Here is a 19,929-nt window from a genome sequence, read left to right as displayed (position 1 = left end):
GTGTAACGCGCACTGATTTGCGCGACGAGATTGTCATGGCCAACGAAGCATTCGCCCTTTCGCCCATGTCTGCCCGCGCGGCCGAGCCGAACGAGCAGGATTACGACGCGATCCGCGAAGCCTTCATGGAGACCGCGCGCGGCCGCTGGTTCCTCGGCGAATATGCCAAGCGCAACCGCAATGCCGACACCCGCATGGTGCTGGATGCGGTCGCGAAAATCGAAGAAACCCTTGCCGCACAGCGACAACCTGTCGTCGAGGACCGCCTGCCCGAAGCGCTGGTGGAGATCCGCCGTGCCATCCGCGAGGCCGAGACGATCGCGATCGCGGCGTTCGATCCCGCGGCGATCGAGGCCAGCCTCGCCCCGATCCCGCGCGGGGTGCGCATCATCAAGGAGATCTCCTGGCGCTGGCGCGAGATCGGCGCCGACGGGCGAATCTGCGACCTCATTGATTCGCAGCTCGCCTCGATCGAGGCCGCCTGCGGGCAGATTTCTACCGTCGACCCCCGCGTCGAGCTCAAGGCCGCATTCGATCTGCTCAGGGAACGGATCGAGCAGACCGAGGGCGGCGCGATGCCGCAGGCCGCGCATCCCTCGCCGGCGCCTGCGCAGGACACACCGCCGCCGGTCGCAGAGACTGCGGCTGTCGAGCCCGCGCCCGCCGCGATGGCGAGCGAAGCCCCCGTGGCTTTTGCGGAGACGCAGCCGGACATCGCGGCAGCTCCCGAGCCCGAAGCAGTCGTGGAGACGGCCGGCACGCCTGCGGCGTCCGCAATCGCCGAGCAGGTCATCGACGCTGCCGTCGCGCCGGAGATCGCAGCCGAGACCGAAAGCGCGCCCGACAATGTCGCGGTTGCGGACATCGCCTTTGAAGAGCCGGTCGCCGAGCTTGCCGCTGTCGCGGAGGTGACTGACGCGTTTTCGCTCGACGCCGCTGCGGAAGCCGCGGACGAAGCCATACTCGAAGCCATCGCGCTCGAGATGGCCGCGCCCGATCCGGAGTTCGACGAAATCATCGAGCCGGTCGAGATCGCAGCGGCCGCTCCGGAGCCGGTGGCCGCGGAGGCCGCAGCGCCCGTTGCGGTCGACGTGCCGGCTGCCGCTGTGCCGGCCGCACCGGTCGCGGAGGAGGCCGCAGAAGACGCACCGATCGCGATGGAGTCGCTCGCGCGCCTCACCAACGCGATCGCCGAAGCCGCCGCCGAGGTGATGGAGCAGCCGGCCCCAGCCATGGCCGCCGCTGCAAGCTTCGGCGCCGCGCCGAACGCGACGCTGCCGATGCCCTCGCCCTTGTCTGCGTCCATGTCCGCGTCCTTGCCCGAGCCGTCGCTCGGCGCCACCATCCTCGCCAGCGGCATGCTGCAAAAGCCCCGCGCAGCCGCCAACGATCCCCTCGCCCCGATCCGCCGTATGACCCAGGCCGAGAAGATCGCGTTCTTCTCGTAATAGGGCGAGCGCTCACGCCACCGGGCGCAGCGAAGCAATCCAGAATCTTTCCACTGTGGTAGTCTGGATTGCTTCGCTAACAACGACGCCGTTTGAGCCCGATCAGCGCAACCATGTCCTCGACCGAAGGCACCCTCACCCTCTGGCGCCCCGTTGGGCTAAAAGAGCTGGAGCTGATCCAGCTCTCCGGCATGCGCGCGTTTCCGCCGCGCCTGCCGGACCAACCGATCTTCTATCCAGTGCTGAGCGAGGACTATGCCATCAAGATCGCCCGCGACTGGAATGTGCCGGCGAGCGGCGCGGGTTTTGTGACACGCTTTGAGGTCAGGCGCAGCTTCATCGCGAACTACGATGTGCAGGAGGCCGGCGGGCGCTCACATCTGGAGTACTGGATTCCCGCCGAAGACCTCGAAGCCTTCAATGCCGCGATCGTCGGCTTGATCGAAATCGTCCGCAGCTTCCCCTGATCGACCGCACTCCGTGCGATTGTGACGCTCACACGTCGTTCCCATGACGCGCGCTGAAAAATGCGTGGAAGTATTTGCGCGGAGAAAGACCTCGGCAAACGTCTACATCACGAGGGCATGCGGTCATTCGCGTGCCGCTGTCCGCGAACGCGTGCGTGAGACGCAATTGGTCCCGTGCAGCGGTTCTGCGACGGCAGCAAGCCAGAGACTCTGTCCGATGACATCTTCGCTCCCGATCTCGACGGCAATCCTCGGCGTCACAGCCATCGTCTTTGCTGCGAACGCCTCGGCCGCCGACCTGCCGCCTTTTCCGCACGATGCGCCGGTCGTTCGCGGCGCGCCGGTCTATGGCTGGCAGGGCGCGTATGTCGGCGTCGCCGGCGGCGGATCGTGGGGACGCAGCAAGCATGTCGATCGTGTGACAGGCCTCGACGACACACCGGTGTTCAACGTTAATGGCGGCGTGTTCGGCGCGACGGCGGGCTACAATTGGCAGCTGATGAGCTGGGTCTTCGGCGCCGAGGGCGACTTGTCATGGGCCGGTCAAAAAGGCAGCTCGCTCGACAGTGGTCCTGCCGGCAATGTGGATTTCTCGAGCTTCACAAAACTGCAATGGCTCGGCACGCTTCGCGGGCGCATTGGATACACGCCCGGCAAAGTGCTGCTCTATGCGACGGCGGGTTATGCAGCCGCAGGCGTCGAAGCGGGCATCAAATCGTCCGCAACCGGCGCGGTCTTCGACAGCGCGTCGTCGTGGCGATCCGGATGGACCGCAGGCGCAGGTGCCGAATGGGCATTCGCGCCGGCATGGTCGGCAAAAGTCGAATATCTTTATGTGAAACTGGAAGATGGCGGTTTCACCACGCCCAACCTTGGCGCGGCGTTCGATCGCAGTCACGTGTCATTCGACGATCACATTGTTCGGATCGGCGTGAACTACTATTTCAGCGGCCTTCCGATCCGCCACTACTAGTCTGAAAATCTCTCGAGTGACTCTTCGTCACTGCATGAAGTTTTGACTCATCGGCGCGCGAACTTTCTGCTATATGCCGCGACCAACAGGCGAAGCTCGGCTGCAACGATCCTGATCGTGTTGAAGCCGATTGCATATAAGCCGACGGTAGATACAGGGAATTTTGCGCGATGTCCGAGATCACGAACTCGTCGTCGGGTGCCGCCACGCGGCGTGCCGTCATATCGAGAGGCCTTGGTGCTGCGGCAGCAGGCGTTGCCGCAAGCGCGATGGCGACGCGTCCGGCAATGGCCGACGGCAAGAGCAATGGAGCGGCCAGTTTCGTCCGAGGCGGCGCCGCCGGCGGTGGCAACTGCTTCCTGAAGGGCACCCGGATTTCGACGGCGGCAGGCGAGCGCAGGATCGAGGATCTCGTCGCCGGTGATCTGTTGCCGACGGTGTTCGGCGGATTGCGCGCGGTGCAATGGATCGGCCGGTTCAGCCGCACCAGAAGCGATCCGAGCAAGCCGTGGGTGAAGAGAGCGCGGCCGGTCCGCATCGCCCGCTCGGCGCTTGCGCCCAACGTGCCGCACGCCGACCTCTACGTGACCCAGGGGCATGCCGTGCTGCTCGACGGCCTCCTCATCCCGGCCGGCAATCTCATCAACGGCACGACGATCACGCTCGACGCCGCGGATGAGCATGACGAGCTCGAATTCTTCCACATCAAGCTCGAATCCCACGACGTGATCTACGCCGAAGGCGCGCCTTGCGAGACGCTGCTGCGAGTCGACGAGACCATGAGCAATTTTGCGGATTATCTGCGCAAGCACGGCGAGCAGAACGCGCGGGACGTCGTCCATTGCGCGCCGATCACCGGCCATGGCCGCCGCAGCGCGATGATGACGAGCGCGCGGCGCCTGGTCTCGCCCGTCCTCGGCCCGCAAAAGATCGACATCATCAGCGCCCGCCTCGGATCGCGCGCGGCTCGCATCATCTGAGCGAGCGCGCAGAGATCGACGGCATCGAGGACGATCAGGCAGCCGGCGCCGGCTGCCGCGGCATGAGCGCTCGCGACCGGCAAAAGTCCTGCCCTGTCGACTAGCCGCAATTCCACACCGCGCCGATCGGCATCCGCGTCCAGCACGGGCCAAAACTGCCGCCATTGTAGCGGCCGCCGCCAAAACCGAGCCGGCCGAAATCGTGCCACTCGCCGTCCCAGCGAGCACCTCAGGGCGACAGTGGTGGTATGACGCTCGCTGCCTGTCCCGTCATCGCAAGCGCAATCCGCCCTACAAGAAGGAGGTGTGCCCGGTCGATGCGTCGACGCCGCCGTCGACTGGCAGGTTCACTCCATTCACGAAGCTGGCGTCGGCGCTTGCGAGAAATGCGATGACGCTCGCGACTTCCTCGGACTGGGCTGCGCGCCCCAGGGGGATACATTCCACCAGCTTCGCGAGCAATTCCGGATGTTGCTCCATGATCGGCATCGTCAGGTCGGTGAGAGTCAATGATGGGCACACCGCATTGATGCGCACGCCTCTCGGGCCAAATTCGAGCGCCAGGCTGCGTGTCAGATTACTGACGGCGCCCTTCGTGGCGTTGTAGAAGCTCAAGCCCCGATCGCCGCCAAGCCCGCTGAGAGACGACACGTTGACGATCGAGCCGCCGCTTTCGATCAGGTGCGGAAGCGCGGCGCGCGTCATGTAGAAAACGCCGTCGACATTGACCGCGAAGAGATCTCGCCACAACTGCACCGGCGAGCCCAGGAAATCGATCAGTGCGCACGTCCCCGCATTGTTGACGAGGACGTCGATCCTGCCCAATTGCCGGACTACGTCGGCGACCAGGCGCTCGACATCCGCGGCGATCGAGACATCGGCGGGCCGGATCATGCAGCGATCGGTTCCCAGCTCCGCGCCGACTTCGGCCAATTTGAGCTCGCGCCGTCCGTTGAGCACGACAATAGCGCCTTCGTCGTGAAAGCGCCTTGCGGCGGCGGCGCCGATGCCGCTGCCGGCGCCCGTCACGATGACGACCTTATCCTTGAACCGAGAAAGCATGCCGGCAACTCCCCCCGAAACCGCAAGGTAGGGATGACAGCTAGGATACCGGGACGACGATTTGGCTTCAGCCGAACCGGATTCGGTTACGATTGAAATCTGCCGAGTGAAGCCGACCGCGAGGACGCGCCTTTCGAAACATGTCGGCAAAGCGGGACGAGGTTGATCACCCGCAATTCCAGACGGCGCCGATCGGCGTCCGCGTCCAGCACGGGCCGAAACTGCCGCCATTGTAGCGGCCGCCGCCAAAACCGGGCCGGCCGAAATAGTGCCACTCGCCGTCCCAGCGGTAATACTGCGGCACCGGGTCGATGTACCAATGGCGCCGCTCGCTGCGCGCAAGGCGCCGCATCACGTCCTTCTGCTTGTAGAGCGGAATGCTGTTGCTCAGCGGCTGGCGATAGCCGGGCAGAAAGCCGTAGCCATGCCAGACCGGCTTCGGCTGTTTCTTGATGGATTCTGCTGGTGCAGCGGCGGGCAGCAGCGACAGGATGGCAGCAACGAATAGACACATGAGGCGCGACATGGATCGACCATAGAGAGTCGCTTGCAGGAAGGCCATTCAAATCCGGGCGCGGAGCTGCAACAAAATGGTCGATGCCGAAGGCGACCTCGCAAAGCCGATCGAGCCCTACGCATCGCCTGTCGATCTCCAAGGCACACCGTTTACGACAAGAGCGCCGGTCGGGCGGAACGGGGCGAGCCCAGCTATCGGGCAATAATCCGACTCATCGGGGCTTTGTTGCTGTACTGTCGGCGTTGCTCGTCATGGTGCCCTGACAGAAGGCGCGCGCATGTCCACGGCGATCTCGACGCTCGGCGGGGTAGGTCTCTTCCTGCTCGGCATGACCGTGATGACGGAGGGCCTGAAGACGCTGGCCGGTTCTGCGTTGCGCGTGGTGCTCGGCAAGGCGGCCTCGACGCCCCTGCTCGGCTCGTTCTGGGGGGCGATTGTCACGCTGCTGGTGCAGTCCTCCAGCGCAACGACCATGACCACGATCGGCCTCGTCAGCGCGGGCCTGCTGACGTTCCAGCAAGGGTTGAGCCTCGTCTTCGGCGCCAATATCGGCACCACGGGAACCGGCTGGCTGGTCGCACTGATCGGCGTCCGCGTCTCGCTCACGGCCGCCGCGCTGCCAATGATCTTCGTCGGCGCTCTGACCAGGCTTCTCGCCAAGGGGCGGGTCTCCGGCGTTGGCGCCGCGCTCGCCGGCTTTGGACTTGTGCTGTTCGGGTTGACGACCCTGCAACAGGGCATGGGCGGGCTGGCAGAACGATTGCACCCGGCGGACCTGCCCGCGGTCCTCGGCAGTCCGGGGGTGTCATGGTGGTCGGGGTTGCTCGGCGTACTGGCGCTGGTGGTGATCGGATTGGTCATGACCGCGCTGATGCAATCGTCAACGGCCGCCATCGCGGTGACCTTGTCCGGCTATTTCGCGGGCGCGATCGGGTTGGACCAGGCCTGCGCGCTGATCATCGGCCAGAACATCGGAACGGCGACGAGCTCCGCGCTCGCCGCGATCGGCGCCAGCGCCACCGCGAAACGTCTGGCCATCGCCTATGTCCTGTTCAAGCTGATCACTGCGCTCATCGCGCTCGCAGTGTTCCCCGTCGTGACGCCCTTGCTGCTGCGCGCCTCGGACACGATCGACGGCGTCACGCTGCTGGCCGGATATCACACGGCGTTCAACGTCGTCGGCGTCGCGGTCCTGCTGCCGTTGATCAACCCGTTCACACGATTGGTCGAACGGATTCTGCCCGACCGTGGCTCACCGCTGACACGATGCCTCGATCCGATGGCGCTCGAGACCCCTATCGTGGCGGTGGAGGCGGTACGACGCGCGATCGCGCGCGTGCTCCTGACGGTGTGCGGTTCGGTCGAGGCGCAACTGTCTGGCCGCGCTGGACCGATACGCCTTGAGAAGGACGTCGTCTCCACGCAGGAAGCGGCCGATGCCGTGAGCCGGGCGCAAATATTCCTGTCGGACGTGGCCGGACCTCCAGATACCGACGATGAGCAACGTCGTCTCACGAGCACGCTGCACGCACTCGACCACGCATCTCGACTGACGGACCTCGCCAACGGAAGAGACAATGCTGGCCCAGCGGCCGGCGGACCTGTGGACATTCGCGCCCGAGAGCTATGTGCAGAAGTGATGCGAAGTGCAGCCGCGATTGCACGCGGTGTGGCAGTGTCGACCGGCATCGATGGAGCGCCGCAGTCCGTGCCCGCCTCGCATGCCCGCGATGCGATGGCGGGTCCGCGCGCGAATCCGCCCGACGAGGCCATCGCCGAGCTCGAGCGTTGCATGGCACAGCTCGGTGAAATGCTGCGGGTCCACCGGACTGAGACGCTCGGCGCAGTCGCCAATGGAAACCTGACCGCCGACGCTGCCCTGCTGCGTGTCGAGGCGGTTCGCAATCTCCAAGCGCTGTCGCAGCACGCCTGGCGCTCGGCGGCTCATCTGGTCGGTCGCGGCTAGATCACGCCCTTCCTGATCAGGAAGCAGCCATAGCCCCTGCTGTCGCCGACCTGCACCACGCCAAAGCCGGCAGCTGCCGCGCGGTAAAAATCCGGACGCGAGAGCTTGCCTGGCGCGACAGCACGGCCGGCGGCACGCTCGATCTCGGCGAGCACCGCGCGCTGCACGTCGGGGACACGATCGGGATCGTCGACCGGCATCATCACGCGCACCGGATCGGGATCGAAATCATCGAGCGGATAGACCGACATGATGGCGCGCATGGCGGTCTCCATGCTCATGCCCGGCAGCTGGATCAGGCGCTGCGACGTGGTGCTCTGCGTGATGCGGGTGGCCGGATGATTGGCATCGACGAAGACGAGGTCGTCGCCATGGCCCATCGAAGCCAGCAGCCAGAGCAGGTCAGGCGTCAGGATTGGATCGATTGATTTCAGCATGTGGCGGACTGCTCCCTCTTTCCCGGCGAAACCGGCCATTCACCCTAGCAGGTTCCAAGCGTGATTCAGATCACGCAGGCTATCATGGTGACCGCGGTCACGGACCTCGAACTCGAACGCGGCCAGTCTGCCTCGCAACCAATCTCGCATCGAGATCAGTGCCAGAGGAGCACGCCATGTTCCGCCTAAGACCTTTCCTGATGACTGCTAGCCTCGTGGGAAGCCTGTTCGGCTTTCTCTGCGGCCCTGTTTCCGCGCAAGTCGCTTCCGTGGAGCCCGCCCCCAGCGCGCTGCAGGGCCCGGAGCAGCGGGTCGCCCTGGTGATCGGCAATTCGAACTACCAGAACGCGCCGCAGCTGCAAAACCCCGACAATGACGCGCAGTCGATGGCGCAGTTCCTGAACTCGGCCGGCTTCGAGGTGGTTGCCGCAACCGACCTGACCCAGAACGACATGCTCCGCGTGGTCCAGGACTTTTCCGCCAAAGTGTCCGCGCGGGGTCCGAACACGGTGGCGATGGTCTATTACGCCGGTCACGGCGTGCAGCTCGCGGGCGAGAACTATCTCGTGCCCGTCGACGCCAAGGTCTCCAGCCCCACCGAGCTCGTCAACAATTCGGTGCGCCTGGTCGACGTGATGTCGACGCTGGAGTCGATCCCGAGCCGCATGCGCATCGTGATCCTCGATGCCTGCCGCAACAATCCCTTCCCGACCGTCAACGACGCCGGCCGCGGCCTTGCCATCGTCGACGCTCCGAACGGCTCGATCGTCGGCTACTCCACCGCGCCGGGCGCCGAAGCGCTCGACGGCACCAATGGCCACAGCCCCTATACGCAGGCCTTCCTCAACATCGCGCACGAGCCCAACGTGCCGATCGAGCAGCTGTTCAAGCGCGTGCGTCTCGCGGTCAACCAGACCACCAGCGGCGCGCAGATCCCGTGGGAGAGCTCGTCGCTGACGAGTGACTTCACCTTCTTCGGCGACACCGCCGTTGCCGCCAACCGCGCGCCGGTGAATGCGCCTGTGGTGCAGATGGCCTCCAACCTGCCGAGCCGCTCGACGCGCCAGGCCTATGACTACGTCGTGTCCGAGGGACGGCCGGAGTACTATCAGGAGTTCATCCAGATGTACCCGCACGACCCGCTGTGCGACCACATCCGCTGGCTGCTCAACAACCTGCTGCTCACGCAGGCCTGGCACAAGGCGGTGCTGGCGAACTCGCCGCTCGGCTACCAGAGCTTCTACGACAGTTACGGCAACAGCCCCTATGGCTCGTCCGCATTGAAGCTTGCAGCGCAGCCGAAGCTGATCCCCCTGATGCAGGCGACCAAGTTCCTGGCGCCGCAGAACATTGCCCCGACGTTCAAGGTCGGCAATCTCGGCCAGCCAAAATACATGCCGCTGATGCAGCAGGGTAATGGTGGCGGCCAGATCAACGCCAACCTGCCGGTCGTGCAGAAGCCGATCGACGGCAACGTGATCGGCAAGCTCGGCAATGGCGGCCAGATCGTCAACCTGCCGGCGGGTAACAACCAGCCGAACGGCACGCCGTCGCAGAATCCGGGCAAGATCGTCAACCTGCCTGCGCCGACCAACAATAGCGGCGGCACCGGCAAGATCGTCACCCTGCCCGCGACCAACAACGCGCCGAACGCCGGCAACGGCACTGGCAACGGCAACCCGGGCGAGATCGTCAGCATGCCGGTGAATGTCGGCAAAGGCGGCGCCACGATCGAGGCCAAGCCTGTCGTCCAGACACAGACCAATCCGATCCGTGTCAGCAACGGCAACACCGGCATCGTGAAGCTCAACAACAATCCGGTGAACAAGGTGCAGGTGCAGAACAACCCGCAGAACAACAACCGTCCGCAGTTCAACACGACCAACCGCATGGTCAACAACGGCGGCAACAACTTCCGCCAGTCGATGAACCAGGCGCCGAGCATGAACAGCGGCGGCAACAACCACCGCGGCTTCATGCACTGATCGCGATCAGCGCAACGACAAAAGGGCAGAGCGGCGACGCTCTGCCCTTTCTTCGTGTCGGAGAACCAGAGTGCGGCACGAGTTCTCGCAGCACTTGCAGACTTAGAAGAGGTCGTCATGCCCGGGCTTGTCCCGGGCATCCACGTTCTTCGTGCCGTCAGGAAAAGACGTGGATGGCCGGGTCAAGCCCGGCCATGACGCCGTGGACGCATCGCGCGCTCAACACTCATCTCATATGCGATTGCTTCCCGACGGGAAGAGGTGGATCACGTCGAATGGAGGATCAAGCCACCAGCTCGGCAAACAGATCCGCATCGACATTGCCGCCGGAAAGCACGATGACGACGTTTTTGCCGGCGACATCGAGGCGGCCCGCCAGCAGCGCGGCAAGGCCCACCGCGCCGCCCGGCTCGACCACGAGCTTCAGCTCGCGATAGGCAAACGCCACGGCCGCGCCGACTTCCTTGTCCGATGCCGTGACGCCGCGCGCCAGCAGCTTGCTGTTGATCGCGAAGGTCATCTCGCCGGGCATCAGTGCCATCAGCGCATCGCAGATGGTGCGGGCCGCGGGCGGATGCGGCTCGCGGTGGCCAGCCGTGAGCGAGATGCCGTGATCGTCGAACGCCTCGGGCTCGGCCACCACGATCTCGGCCTGCGGATAACGCGCCTTCACAGCGGTCGCGACGCCCGCGATGAGGCCGCCGCCGGAGGCCGGCGCGACCACGATGTCGGGGGCAACGCCGAGCCCCGCCATGTCCTCCGCGATCTCGCGGCCGGCGGTGCCCTGCCCCGCAATCACGAACGGATCGTCATAAGGCCTGACCAAGGTCGCGCCGCGCTTCTCGGCGATGCCGCGCGAGATCGCCTCGCGGTCGTCCTTGTCGCGATCATACAGCACGACCTCGGCGCCGTAGGACTTGGTGCGCTCGCGCTTCGACAGCGGGGCGTCCGCCGGCATCACGATGGTCGCCTGCATGTCGAGGATTTTTGCCGCCGCCGCCACGCCCTGGGCGTGGTTGCCGGAGGAGAACGCGACCACGCCGCCGGCGCGCTTGTGCTGCGGGATCGAGAACACCTTGTTAAAGGCGCCGCGGAACTTGAAGGAGCCGGTGCGCTGGAGCATTTCCGGCTTCAGGAACACTTTGGCACCGACGCGCTCGTTGAGCACGGGAAAGGACAACAGCGGGGTGCGGATGGCGTAGGGCGCGATCACGCGCGCTGCGGCATCGATATCGGCAGGGCCGATGGGGAGGAGCTGTTCGGTCATAACCCGAACTTATCGCGGCAGTCTGAGCGCGGGCAAGACACCTCCGCGCGATGAACCCTGGTTTTCAGGCTACGAAACTAACCGACTCCGCCCCATTCCTGCCTGATAGCACCGCGCCGACCGCCTGGATGCTGTCGACGAAGACCCGGGCCGAGGCCTCCCAGGTGTAGTTGGCGGCGAACTCGACGCAGTCCTGCCGGGAGATGCCAAGCGCCGCAAAACAGGCGCTGCAGGTCGTGATCGAGCGCGCCGACCGGCGCATCGCCGATCACGTCGCGGGGGCCCTTTACCGGGAACGCCGCAACCGGCAGGCCGCTTGCGAGCGCCTCCAGCAGCACCAGGCCGAACGTGTCGGTCTTGCTGGGAAACACGAACACGTCGGCCGCGGCATAGATCTCCGCCAGCGCCTCGCCGTGCTTCTCCCCCAAGAAGATCGCATCGGGATAGGCGTCTTCCAGCGAGGCACGCGCCGGGCCGTCGCCGACGACGACCTTGGTGCCGGGCAGGTCGAGCTCCAGGAAGGCTTCGAGATTCTTCTCCACCGCGACGCGACCGACCGAGAGGAACACCGGTGCCGGCAGGCACAGGTCGATGGCGCGGGGATGGAACAAGTGAGTATCGACGCCGCGCGGCCACAGCACGACGTTGTCGAAACCGCGCTCGGTCAATTCGCAGGCGAGTGCCGGCGTTGCCGCCATCACGGCGCGGCTCGGCGCATGAAAGCGGCGCAGCGCCCGCCAGATCAGCGAGCCCGGCACCGGCACGCGGGCGCGGACATATTCGGGGAAACGGGTGTGGAAGCTGGTCGTGAACGGCAGCTTGCGCTGACGGCAATAGCGGCGGACCATCAGGCCGATCGGCCCTTCGGTCGCGATATGGATGCTGTCGGGGCGCGCTTCCTCGATCAGCTTCGCAATCCGCGCCGGACGCGGCATCGAAAGCCGCACGTCGCGATAGCTCGGCATCGCGAAGGTGCGGAACGATTGCGGCGTCAGGAATGTGAACTCGACACCGAGCCCTTTGGCGGCCTCAGCGAGCTTGGTCAGCGTCCGAACCACACCGTTGACTTGCGGGTGCCAGGCGTCGGTCGCGACCAGGATGCGCATCAAGCCGCCTCTGTTACGCAGCTCTGGCTGCCACCTGCGGAACTTGTGCCGGCTTCCGCAGCTGGTCGGCCCAGGTGATGATCTCGAAATGGCCGTCGTCGTGCTCGACCAGCGCGGTGCAGCTCTCGACCCAGTCGCCGCAGTTCATGTAGCGGATGCCGTTCTCGTCGCGGATCACGGCGTAGTGGATGTGGCCGCAGATCACGCCGTCGGCGTCATGGCGCCGCGCTTCGGCGGAGAGCGCCTGCTCGAACGCGCCGATATAGTTCACCGCGTTCTTGACCTTCTGCTTGGCCCATTGCGACAGCGACCAATAGGGCACGCCGAACATGCGGCGGAAGAAGTTGACGAAGCGATTCATCTGGATCGCGAAGTCGTAGGCCTTGTCGCCGAGATGAGCGAGCCAGCGCGCGTTCTGCACCACGAGGTCGAAGATGTCGCCGTGGATGACGAGGTAACGCTTGCCGTCCACGCCGGTGTGGACGGTGTTCTCGACGACGTCGATGCCGCCGAAATGCGTGCCGTAATAGTTGCGCAGGAACTCGTCGTGATTGCCGGGCACGTAGATGATCTTGGCGCCCTTGCGCGCCTTGCGCAGCAGCTTCTGCACGAGGTCGTTATGCGATTGCGGCCAGTGCCAGCTCGATTTCAGCGCCCAGCCGTCGACGATGTCGCCCACGAGATAGATCGTATCGGCATCGTGGTAGCGCAGGAAGTCGAGCAGAAGGTCGGCTTGCGAACCGCGGGCTCCGAGATGAACGTCGGAGATGAACAACGTGCGAAAGCGCCGCTCCGGGCTCTCGTCACTCACATCGTAACTTCCCATGCGACCGCCCGTAACAATTTCCCGTGACAGGGGGATGACGATTGAACCTTTGAGGCACCCTCAGATACGAATCAAACCTTGCCTCACCCTCCCCGCGAATATCAGTCGCATGCGACAATCAGGCGACATGAACCGGCGCTGACCGCCCGCAAAGCTACGGAACCCCAAGGCGTTATTGGTTAACGCCGGGAGCCGCCGCGCCGCGCGAGACCGGGGTCAATAGAACTTGTGGAAATGATGGATCGGTCCGTGGCCGTGGCCGACGCTGAAGCGGTCGGCGGCGGCGATCGCCGCGCTGATCCAGGCCTTGGCGCCCTGCACGGCGCGCTCGAGATCCTCGCCCTTGGCCAGCCCGGCCGCGACGGCCGAGGACAGCGAGCAGCCGGTGCCATGGGTGTTGCGTGTGGCAACGCGCGGGGCGGCAAGTGCGATCGTTTTCTTGGAATCGACGAGATAGTCGATGCTCTCTGCCCCCTCGCCGTGGCCGCCCTTGATCAGCACCGCGCGGCAGCCGAGCGCAAGCAGGCGGCGGCCCTGACGCTCGATCTCGGCCTCACCGGCCGCAACCGGCTCGTCGAGCAGCGCGGCGGCCTCCGGCAGATTGGGCGTGATCACGGAAGCCAGCGGCATCAGTTTCGCGCGCAGCGCGTCCACGGCTTCGGATGCCAGCAGGCGGTCGCCGGAGGTCGCGACCATCACGGGATCGAGCACGATATGGCCGGGCTTCCACCGCGTCAGCGCGGCCGCGATCGCATCGATGCTGGCGGCCTGGGCCACCATGCCGATCTTCACCGCGCCGACTTCGAGATCGGAGAACACCGCGTCGATCTGCGCGGTGACGAAATCGGCCGGCACCGCATGGATGCCGGTGACGCCGCGCGTGTTCTGCGCCGTCAGCGCCGTAATGGCGGAGGCGCCGTAGACGCCGAGCGCGGCAAAGGTCTTCAGGTCCGCCTGGATGCCGGCGCCGCCACTCGAATCCGAGCCGGCGATGGTGAGCGCGACCGGCGTCGTCATCGCGGGATACTTCTGCTTGATACGGACAGCGCCATGACCTGTCCTAGCGCGGCCGTCGAACGCCAGCAAGCGTTGCGGGCGGCGGGCAGCCGTGATTCGCTGTGCTGACGGCCCCGCGAATCAGGTGGAGCCGATCCGGCGCGGCACCGGCGTCTAGCAATCGTGCGGGCTTGCAAAATGCAACCGCGCCGTCCCCTTGGTATGGTCTCGCGTTCGGCGTGTGTGTCCATGCGTGAGACGTTGGGCGGCGGGACCCGTCCAACGGCACCAGCGGGCCGCCCTGGCCCGCGAAACCTCGAATGCCAGCCTGGGGTGGAACCATGTGGGCCTTTCTCGAACGTATCCTCGACTCCTCGATGTTCTCGCCGCACGGCATCTGCCTATTGTGGGAACCCGAACTGATCTGGCTCCATGTCGTCTCCGACGCGATCATCGCCGCCGCCTATTTCTCGATTCCGTTCGCCCTCGCCATTTTCGTCACCAAGCGGCGCGATCTCAAATTCGGTTGGGTGTATTGGGCGTTCGCGATCTTCATCATGGCCTGCGGCCTCACTCATGTGCTGTCGATCTACACGCTCTGGGTCCCGATCTACGGCATCGAGGGCCTCGTCAAGGCGGACACGGCCGCGGCCTCCATCTTCACCGCCGGCGCGCTCTGGCCGCTGCTGCCGAAGATCCTGACGATCCCCTCTCCGTTCGAGCTGCGGCAGGTCCAGGCTGCGCTCGAGGAGGAGGAGATCAAGCGCCGGGACGCGACACAGCTGCTCAAGCAGGTCGGCGAGGCCCAGCGCGCGATGCGCGAAAGCATGGTGCGCCTCAGCGCAATCGTCGAGACCGCGGTCGACGGGGTCATCCTGTTCGACGCGCAAGCCCGCATTCTCCTGTTCAATCCCGCTTGCGAACGGCTGTTCGGCTACCGCACCGACGAGGTCATGAATCTCGACATCGGCATGCTGATGTCCGGCCGGGAGAGCCCCTCCTCCACAGGGCATGTGCGGCGTTTCGCGACCGGGGAAGCCGTCGGTCTGCGCAAGGACGGATCGAGCTTTCCGATGGATTTGTCAGTGGGCCAGGCGTGGCAGGAAGGCGAACTGATCTACGTCGGCATCGTCCACGACCTGACCGCGCGCAAGTTCACCGAGCAGCAGCTCCAGCAGGCGCAGAAGATGGAGACGGTCGGCCAGCTCTCCGGCGGCATCGCGCACGACTTCAACAATCTCCTCACCGTCATCATCGGCAACGCCGAGCATCTAAGCGAGCAGCTCAAGGCAAGGCCCGACTTGCGGCGGTTTGCCGACGACATCTGCCTGTCGGGCGAACGGGGCGCCGAGCTAACGCAGCGGCTGCTCGCCTTCAGCCGCCGCCAGCTGCTCCAGCCGCAGACCATCGATTGCCGCAATCTGCTCGAGTCCATGTTCAAGCTGCTCAAGCGCACCTTGCGCGAGGACATCGAGATCAGGACGGGCTCCGGCCCCGGCACGATCCTGGCCTTTGCCGACCGCGCCCAGCTCGAATCCGCCGTGCTGAACCTTGCGCTCAACGCGCAGGATGCGATGCCGTCAGGAGGACATCTGACGCTGAGCACGGAACTGGCCGCGATCGACGAGGACTATCGCGCCCTTCACCCTGAAGTCGCATCCGGCAGCTACGCCATGATCGCGGTCACCGACGACGGCGAAGGCATGACGCCTGGTGTCATCGAGCGCGCCTTCGAGCCGTTCTTCACCACCAAGGAGGTCGGCAAGGGTTCTGGCCTCGGGCTGAGCATGGTCTATGGCTTCGCTAAGCAATCCGACGGCCATGTCTCGATCTACAGCGAGCAGGGCCTGGGCACGACGGTCCGGATCTATTTGCCGCGCGCCGACGCGGGACCATCTGCGGGCGACCTTGCCGACGGCGAGGAGGCGGCGCCGCGCGGATATGAGACGATCCTGATCGCGGAGGACGATCCGTTCGTCCGCTCCTCCGCGATTCGCAGGCTGGAAGCGCTCGGCTATAGCGTCGTTGCCGCGGTCAACGGCAAGGAGGCCTTGCAGCGGCTGCGGTCCGATCCCGGCATCGACATGCTGTTCACCGATATCGTGATGCCCGGCGGCATGAGCGGCTGGGAGCTCGCCGAGCAGGCGCGGCGGATTCGCCCCGGCCTGCCGGTCCTGTTCACCTCCGGCTACGCGCTGGAGACCCTGGTCGAGCAGGGCCGTGCGCATGCCCAGGCGATCCTGCTGACCAAGCCCTATCGCAAGGCCGAGCTCGCGCAGCGGCTCAGGGAGGCGTTTGCCGCGGCCGCCGTCACTTCCTAGGGCGGTGGGCTCCTCTTCCACGAGGATAATCTCGCCGCGAAACGGGACCTCATCCTGAGGGCCCGCCGCAGGCGGGCGTCTCGAAGGATGGCCGCAGGCGGCTTATCCCCGCCGCCGGCAAGTTCGCTTGCCAATCCCGGCCGCTTTTGGCCTATTAGCGGGAACAATATGCCTTCGGAGTGACTGCAATGGTTCCTTTCTTCGTCCAGATCAAATGCAAGCTCGGCCAGTCCTATACGGTCGCCAATGCGCTTGCCGAAGCCGAGATCGCCTCCGAGATCTACTCCACCGCCGGCCATTACGATTTGCTGGTGAAGTTCTACGTCGACAAGGACACCGACATCGGCCACTTCATCAACGAGAAGGTGCAGGTGCTGCCGGGTATCCAGGACACCCTCACCATCATCACCTTCAAGGCGTTCGGCGCCGGCTAGCGCGGCGTTCGCTAGCTTGCTGCCTTGCGCTTGGGCGGCGTCGGGCCGTCCACCGGCGGCAGCGACTTGATGTACTCGGCCATCGCCGCGATATCCTCGTCCGGCAATTGCGAGGTGTTCTTGATCACGCGCGTCATCGCGCCGCCGACGCTGTCGCCGTCGGGCAATTCGCCGGTCTTGAGGAAATAGGCGATGTCCTTGGCGCTCCATTCGCCGAGGCGCTTCTGCGTGATGTTGGGCACCCAGCCCTCGCCTTCCGGATTGGGGCCGCCGGCAAAGCGCTCGCCGGAAATGATGCCGCCGAGCGCGTTGCGCGGGCTGTGGCACTCGGCGCAATGGCCAAAGCTGTTGACGAGATAGGCGCCGCGATTCCACTGCGGTGATTTGCTGCCGTCCGCGACGAACGGCTTGCCGTCCATGAACAGGAATTTCCAGATGCCGATGTTGCGGCGGATGTCGAAGGGAAAGCGCACGTCATGGTCGCGCACCTTGCCTGCAACTGGCTGCAGCGTTTTCAGATAGGCGAAGAGGTCGAGCACGTCCTCGCGCCTGGCGTGCTGATAGGAGGTGTAGGGAAACGCCGGAAAGTAATGCTGACCGCTGGGTGAGACCCCGTGCATCACCGCGTTGACGAAATCGGCCTCTCCCCATTTGCCGATGCCATCGCCCGGATCGGGCGAGATGTTCGGCGCGTAGAACGTTCCGAACGGCGACTTGATCGCGACACCGCCGCCGAGCTTGAGACGATCGTCCTGGCCGGGAACGGCATGGCAGGACGCGCAGCCCCCGGCGTTGAACATCACCTCGCCATTGGCAAGGTTCGGGACATGGGCCGGCGCGGCGCTCGCGGCGGCTATCACCGGCGCGCTGAGCCACCAATAGACACCACCGGCTGCGATTGCTGCGAGCAGCGCCGCGATCATTGTTCGTTGCAACATCAAGTCCATCCACGCGGTTGCGGTAAGCCTATGACCTCTCTCCGCGCGGCTCCAGCCACGAAGAATTTAGTCCGTCCCCGGCGGCAACGGGAATAAACTGAAACGGTGGCTGTTGAAAGTTTGGCAATCCAACGAGGTCACCAGGGAGAATGTCATGAACAAGACCGTGATCGCCGTGTTCGCACTCGGCACTTTGGCTTTTACAGGCTCGGCCAGCGCCGAAAAGCTGAAAGCAACGCTCGACGGCAAGGCCGAGGTGCCGGCGACGACCAGCAGCGGCACGGGGACGGCCGATCTGGACTATGACGCCGCCAGCAAGAAGCTGTCCTGGAAGGTCACCTATTCCGGCCTGTCCGGCCCCGCCACCGCCGCGCATTTCCACGGCCCGGCCGAGGCCGGCAAGAACGCCGGCGTCATGGTCCCGATCCCCGGCGCCGCCAACAGCCCGGTCGAGGGCTCGGCGACGCTGACCGACGCGCAGGCCGCCGATCTCCTCGCCGGCAAGCTCTACGTCAACATCCACACCGCGGCCAATCCGGGCGGCGAGATCCGGGGACAGGTGACGAAGTAAGAAGACTGCTTCATCGGCAAAGGCCGGGCGCGCGGCGGCGCATCCGGCCTTTTCAATTTGAGCGAAGATGTCGCAGTCCGGCAATTCCAGGACCGGTGCCTTGCCGGCGCTCGGTGCGCAGAGCAACGAGGCCGCCGCCGCGATCATGTCGGCGTGCCGCGCGTCCTATCCGCTTTAAGCATGATCAGGCGGCGTTCAGCGCCTGGCCGAGATCGGCGATCAGGTCCGAGGGATTCTCGATGCCGATCGACAGCCGGATCGTGCAATCGAGCACACCGATTTTCTGCCGGATGTCGGCGGGAACGCCGGAATGAGTCATCGTCGCCGGCAGGCTGGCGAGCGACTCCGTTCCGCCGAGACTCACCGCGAGCTTGAAGATCTGTAGCGCGTTGAGGAATTTCACCGCCGCGTCCTTGCCGCCGACGATGTCGAACGAGAACGTCGATCCGGCCCCCAGGCACTGCTTTGCGAACACGCGCCCCGCGGGCGAGGCCTCCTCGTGATGACCGAGGTAATGCACCTTCGCCACCTTGGCATGGTCGCGCAAGAAGTCCGCGACGAGGCGGGCATTCGCATCGGCTTTCTCCATGCGGAGGCTCAGCGTCTCCAGCGAGCGGTTGATCATCCAGCAGGAATGCGGGTCGAGCTGGGTGCCGATGGCGCCGCGCAGCGCCTTGATGCCCTTCATGGTCGCCTTGCTGCCGAGCGCGGCGCCCGCGATCAGGTCGGAATGACCGCCGACATATTTGGTCAGCGAGTACAGCGAAATATCCGCGCCATGCTCGATCGGCCGCTGAAACACCGGCCCGAGCAGCGTGTTGTCGCAGGCGATGACAGGCGTGTGCCCTTGCGCCTTTCCGATCGCCTCGGCGACGCGCCGGATCATCGCGATGTCGACGAGACCGTTGGTCGGGTTGGCCGGCGTCTCGATCAGGATCATCGTGACGCGGCCCTTGCCCATGGCTTCCCCGGAGGCCTGGCTGACAGCCGCTTCGTCGACACCGTCGGCGAAGCCGACGGCGCCGATCGACAGCCGTGCAAGCGTGTTCGTCAGCAGCGTTTCGGTCCCGCCATAGAGCGGCTGGGAGTGCAGGATGACGTCGCCCGGCCGGACGAAAGCGAGGATCGTGGTTGCGATCGCCGCCATGCCGGACGAGAACAGCGCGCAGCTCTCGGTGCGCTCGTAGACCGCGAGCTTGTCCTCGACGATCTCACTGTTGGGATGGTTGAAGCGCGAATAGACGAGGCCCGCGCCCATCCCCTCCGGCGGCTCGCGCCGGCCGGAGACGAAATCGAAGAAGTCCTGCCCGTCCTCGGCCGTCCTGAACACGAAGGTCGAGGTCAGGAACACCGGCGGCTTGATGGCGCCTTCGGAGAGCTGCGGATCATAGCCATAGGTCAGCATCAGCGTTTCCGGATGCAGCATATGGTTGCCGATGTGGGTCTTCGACGGGAACGGTTTTGCCATGGCTTGCCTCGCTGGTCCTGATCGAGATGCGCGCCGCGCCTGAGCTTTCGCGATGCTGAAGCAATCGGAATCGGGTACGCCGGTTCCGACGGCTCGCATCAAACCAAGCGGAAGCCGCTACTCATCGCACGCAATGTACGGCCTCCAGATCACGCAACGACGACGTG

At 65.2% G+C, this 19,929-nt stretch carries 17 protein-coding genes and 1 pseudogene; 9 read left to right on the top strand and 9 right to left on the bottom strand.

Features of this window, described 5'->3' with window-relative positions; genetic code table 11:
- The first annotated feature begins 35 nt into the window (after positions 1-35).
- From QA642_RS18115 to QA642_RS18100, 4 genes are all read left to right on the top strand, one after another.
- Complete coding sequence (locus QA642_RS18115) at positions 36-1,448, top strand: hypothetical protein (protein ID WP_283085842.1); 1,413 nt, start codon at positions 36-38, stop codon at positions 1,446-1,448.
- 113 nt (positions 1,449-1,561) lie between these two features.
- On the top strand, positions 1,562-1,915 hold the full coding sequence (locus QA642_RS18110) for an ADP-ribosylation/crystallin J1 (protein WP_283085841.1): 354 nt from the start codon (positions 1,562-1,564) through the stop codon (positions 1,913-1,915).
- Positions 1,916-2,132: 217 nt separating this feature from the next.
- Entirely contained in the window at positions 2,133-2,888 is a 756-nt protein-coding gene (locus tag QA642_RS18105) for an outer membrane beta-barrel protein (protein ID WP_283085840.1), read from the top strand.
- Positions 2,889-3,058: 170 nt separating this feature from the next.
- Entirely contained in the window at positions 3,059-3,868 is an 810-nt protein-coding gene (locus QA642_RS18100) for a Hint domain-containing protein (RefSeq protein ID WP_283085839.1), read from the top strand.
- A gap of 291 nt (positions 3,869-4,159) precedes the next feature.
- On the opposite strand, the gene QA642_RS18095 is transcribed toward QA642_RS18100, so the two are convergent.
- Entirely contained in the window at positions 4,160-4,930 is a 771-nt protein-coding gene (locus QA642_RS18095) for an SDR family oxidoreductase (protein ID WP_283086921.1), read from the bottom strand.
- A gap of 166 nt (positions 4,931-5,096) precedes the next feature.
- The gene (locus tag QA642_RS18090; RefSeq protein WP_283085838.1) at positions 5,097-5,456 is read right to left on the bottom strand and encodes a hypothetical protein; all 360 of its coding nucleotides are present in this window, start codon (positions 5,454-5,456) and stop codon (positions 5,097-5,099) included.
- 268 nt (positions 5,457-5,724) lie between these two features.
- On the opposite strand from QA642_RS18090, the gene QA642_RS18085 reads away from it, so the two are divergent.
- Entirely contained in the window at positions 5,725-7,413 is a 1,689-nt protein-coding gene (locus QA642_RS18085) for a Na/Pi symporter (protein ID WP_283085837.1), read from the top strand.
- Here QA642_RS18085 and QA642_RS18080 read toward each other — a convergent pair.
- Positions 7,410-7,850, bottom strand: coding sequence for an RbsD/FucU domain-containing protein (locus QA642_RS18080; protein WP_283085836.1), 441 nt, complete (start codon positions 7,848-7,850; stop codon positions 7,410-7,412). The genes QA642_RS18085 and QA642_RS18080 overlap by 4 nt on opposite strands.
- A gap of 176 nt (positions 7,851-8,026) precedes the next feature.
- Here QA642_RS18080 and QA642_RS18075 point away from each other — a divergent pair, with 176 nt between their 5' ends.
- Positions 8,027-9,835, top strand: a complete 1,809-nt coding sequence (locus QA642_RS18075) for a caspase family protein (protein WP_283085835.1) — start codon at positions 8,027-8,029, stop codon at positions 9,833-9,835.
- 283 nt (positions 9,836-10,118) lie between these two features.
- Here QA642_RS18075 and QA642_RS18070 read toward each other — a convergent pair whose 3' ends face one another.
- From QA642_RS18070 to thiD, 4 genes and pseudogenes are all read right to left on the bottom strand, one after another.
- On the bottom strand, positions 10,119-11,102 hold the full coding sequence (locus QA642_RS18070; protein ID WP_283085834.1) for a threonine/serine dehydratase: 984 nt from the start codon (positions 11,100-11,102) through the stop codon (positions 10,119-10,121).
- Between the two features lie 64 nt (positions 11,103-11,166).
- A pseudogene (locus tag QA642_RS18065) lies at positions 11,167-12,208 on the bottom strand (glycosyltransferase family 1 protein).
- A 13-nt stretch (positions 12,209-12,221) separates the two neighbouring features.
- Positions 12,222-13,034: a UDP-2,3-diacylglucosamine diphosphatase gene (locus tag QA642_RS18060; RefSeq protein ID WP_235545052.1), complete on the bottom strand. Its 813-nt coding sequence runs from the start codon at positions 13,032-13,034 to the stop codon at positions 12,222-12,224.
- 216 nt (positions 13,035-13,250) lie between these two features.
- Entirely contained in the window at positions 13,251-14,051 is an 801-nt protein-coding gene (thiD, locus tag QA642_RS18055; RefSeq protein WP_283085833.1) for a bifunctional hydroxymethylpyrimidine kinase/phosphomethylpyrimidine kinase, read from the bottom strand.
- Positions 14,052-14,371: 320 nt separating this feature from the next.
- Between thiD and QA642_RS18050 the strand changes: the two genes are divergently transcribed.
- Together QA642_RS18050 and QA642_RS18045 are read left to right on the top strand one after the other, a co-directional pair.
- A complete protein-coding gene (locus QA642_RS18050; protein WP_283085832.1) occupies positions 14,372-16,351 on the top strand; it encodes a PAS domain-containing sensor histidine kinase in 1,980 nt (659 codons plus the stop codon).
- A gap of 188 nt (positions 16,352-16,539) precedes the next feature.
- Positions 16,540-16,785, top strand: a complete 246-nt coding sequence (locus QA642_RS18045) for an Lrp/AsnC family transcriptional regulator (protein WP_283085831.1) — start codon at positions 16,540-16,542, stop codon at positions 16,783-16,785.
- An 11-nt stretch (positions 16,786-16,796) separates the two neighbouring features.
- Here the strand turns inward: QA642_RS18045 and QA642_RS18040 are convergent, their stop codons facing one another.
- Positions 16,797-17,723, bottom strand: coding sequence for a cytochrome c (locus QA642_RS18040; protein ID WP_283085830.1), 927 nt, complete (start codon positions 17,721-17,723; stop codon positions 16,797-16,799).
- Between the two features lie 154 nt (positions 17,724-17,877).
- Between QA642_RS18040 and QA642_RS18035 the strand changes: the two genes are divergently transcribed.
- Positions 17,878-18,294 (top strand): CHRD domain-containing protein, encoded by a 417-nt coding sequence (locus tag QA642_RS18035; RefSeq protein ID WP_283085829.1) that lies wholly within the window; start codon positions 17,878-17,880, stop codon positions 18,292-18,294.
- Positions 18,295-18,478: 184 nt separating this feature from the next.
- On the opposite strand, the gene QA642_RS18030 is transcribed toward QA642_RS18035, so the two are convergent.
- A complete protein-coding gene (locus tag QA642_RS18030; RefSeq protein ID WP_283085828.1) occupies positions 18,479-19,762 on the bottom strand; it encodes a cystathionine gamma-synthase family protein in 1,284 nt (427 codons plus the stop codon).
- Positions 19,763-19,929 lie beyond the last annotated feature (167 nt).

Source organism: Bradyrhizobium sp. CB2312 (genome assembly GCF_029714425.1).
GTDB lineage: Bacteria > Pseudomonadota > Alphaproteobacteria > Rhizobiales > Xanthobacteraceae > Bradyrhizobium.
This window is presented reverse-complemented; position numbering and strand designations above follow the sequence as displayed.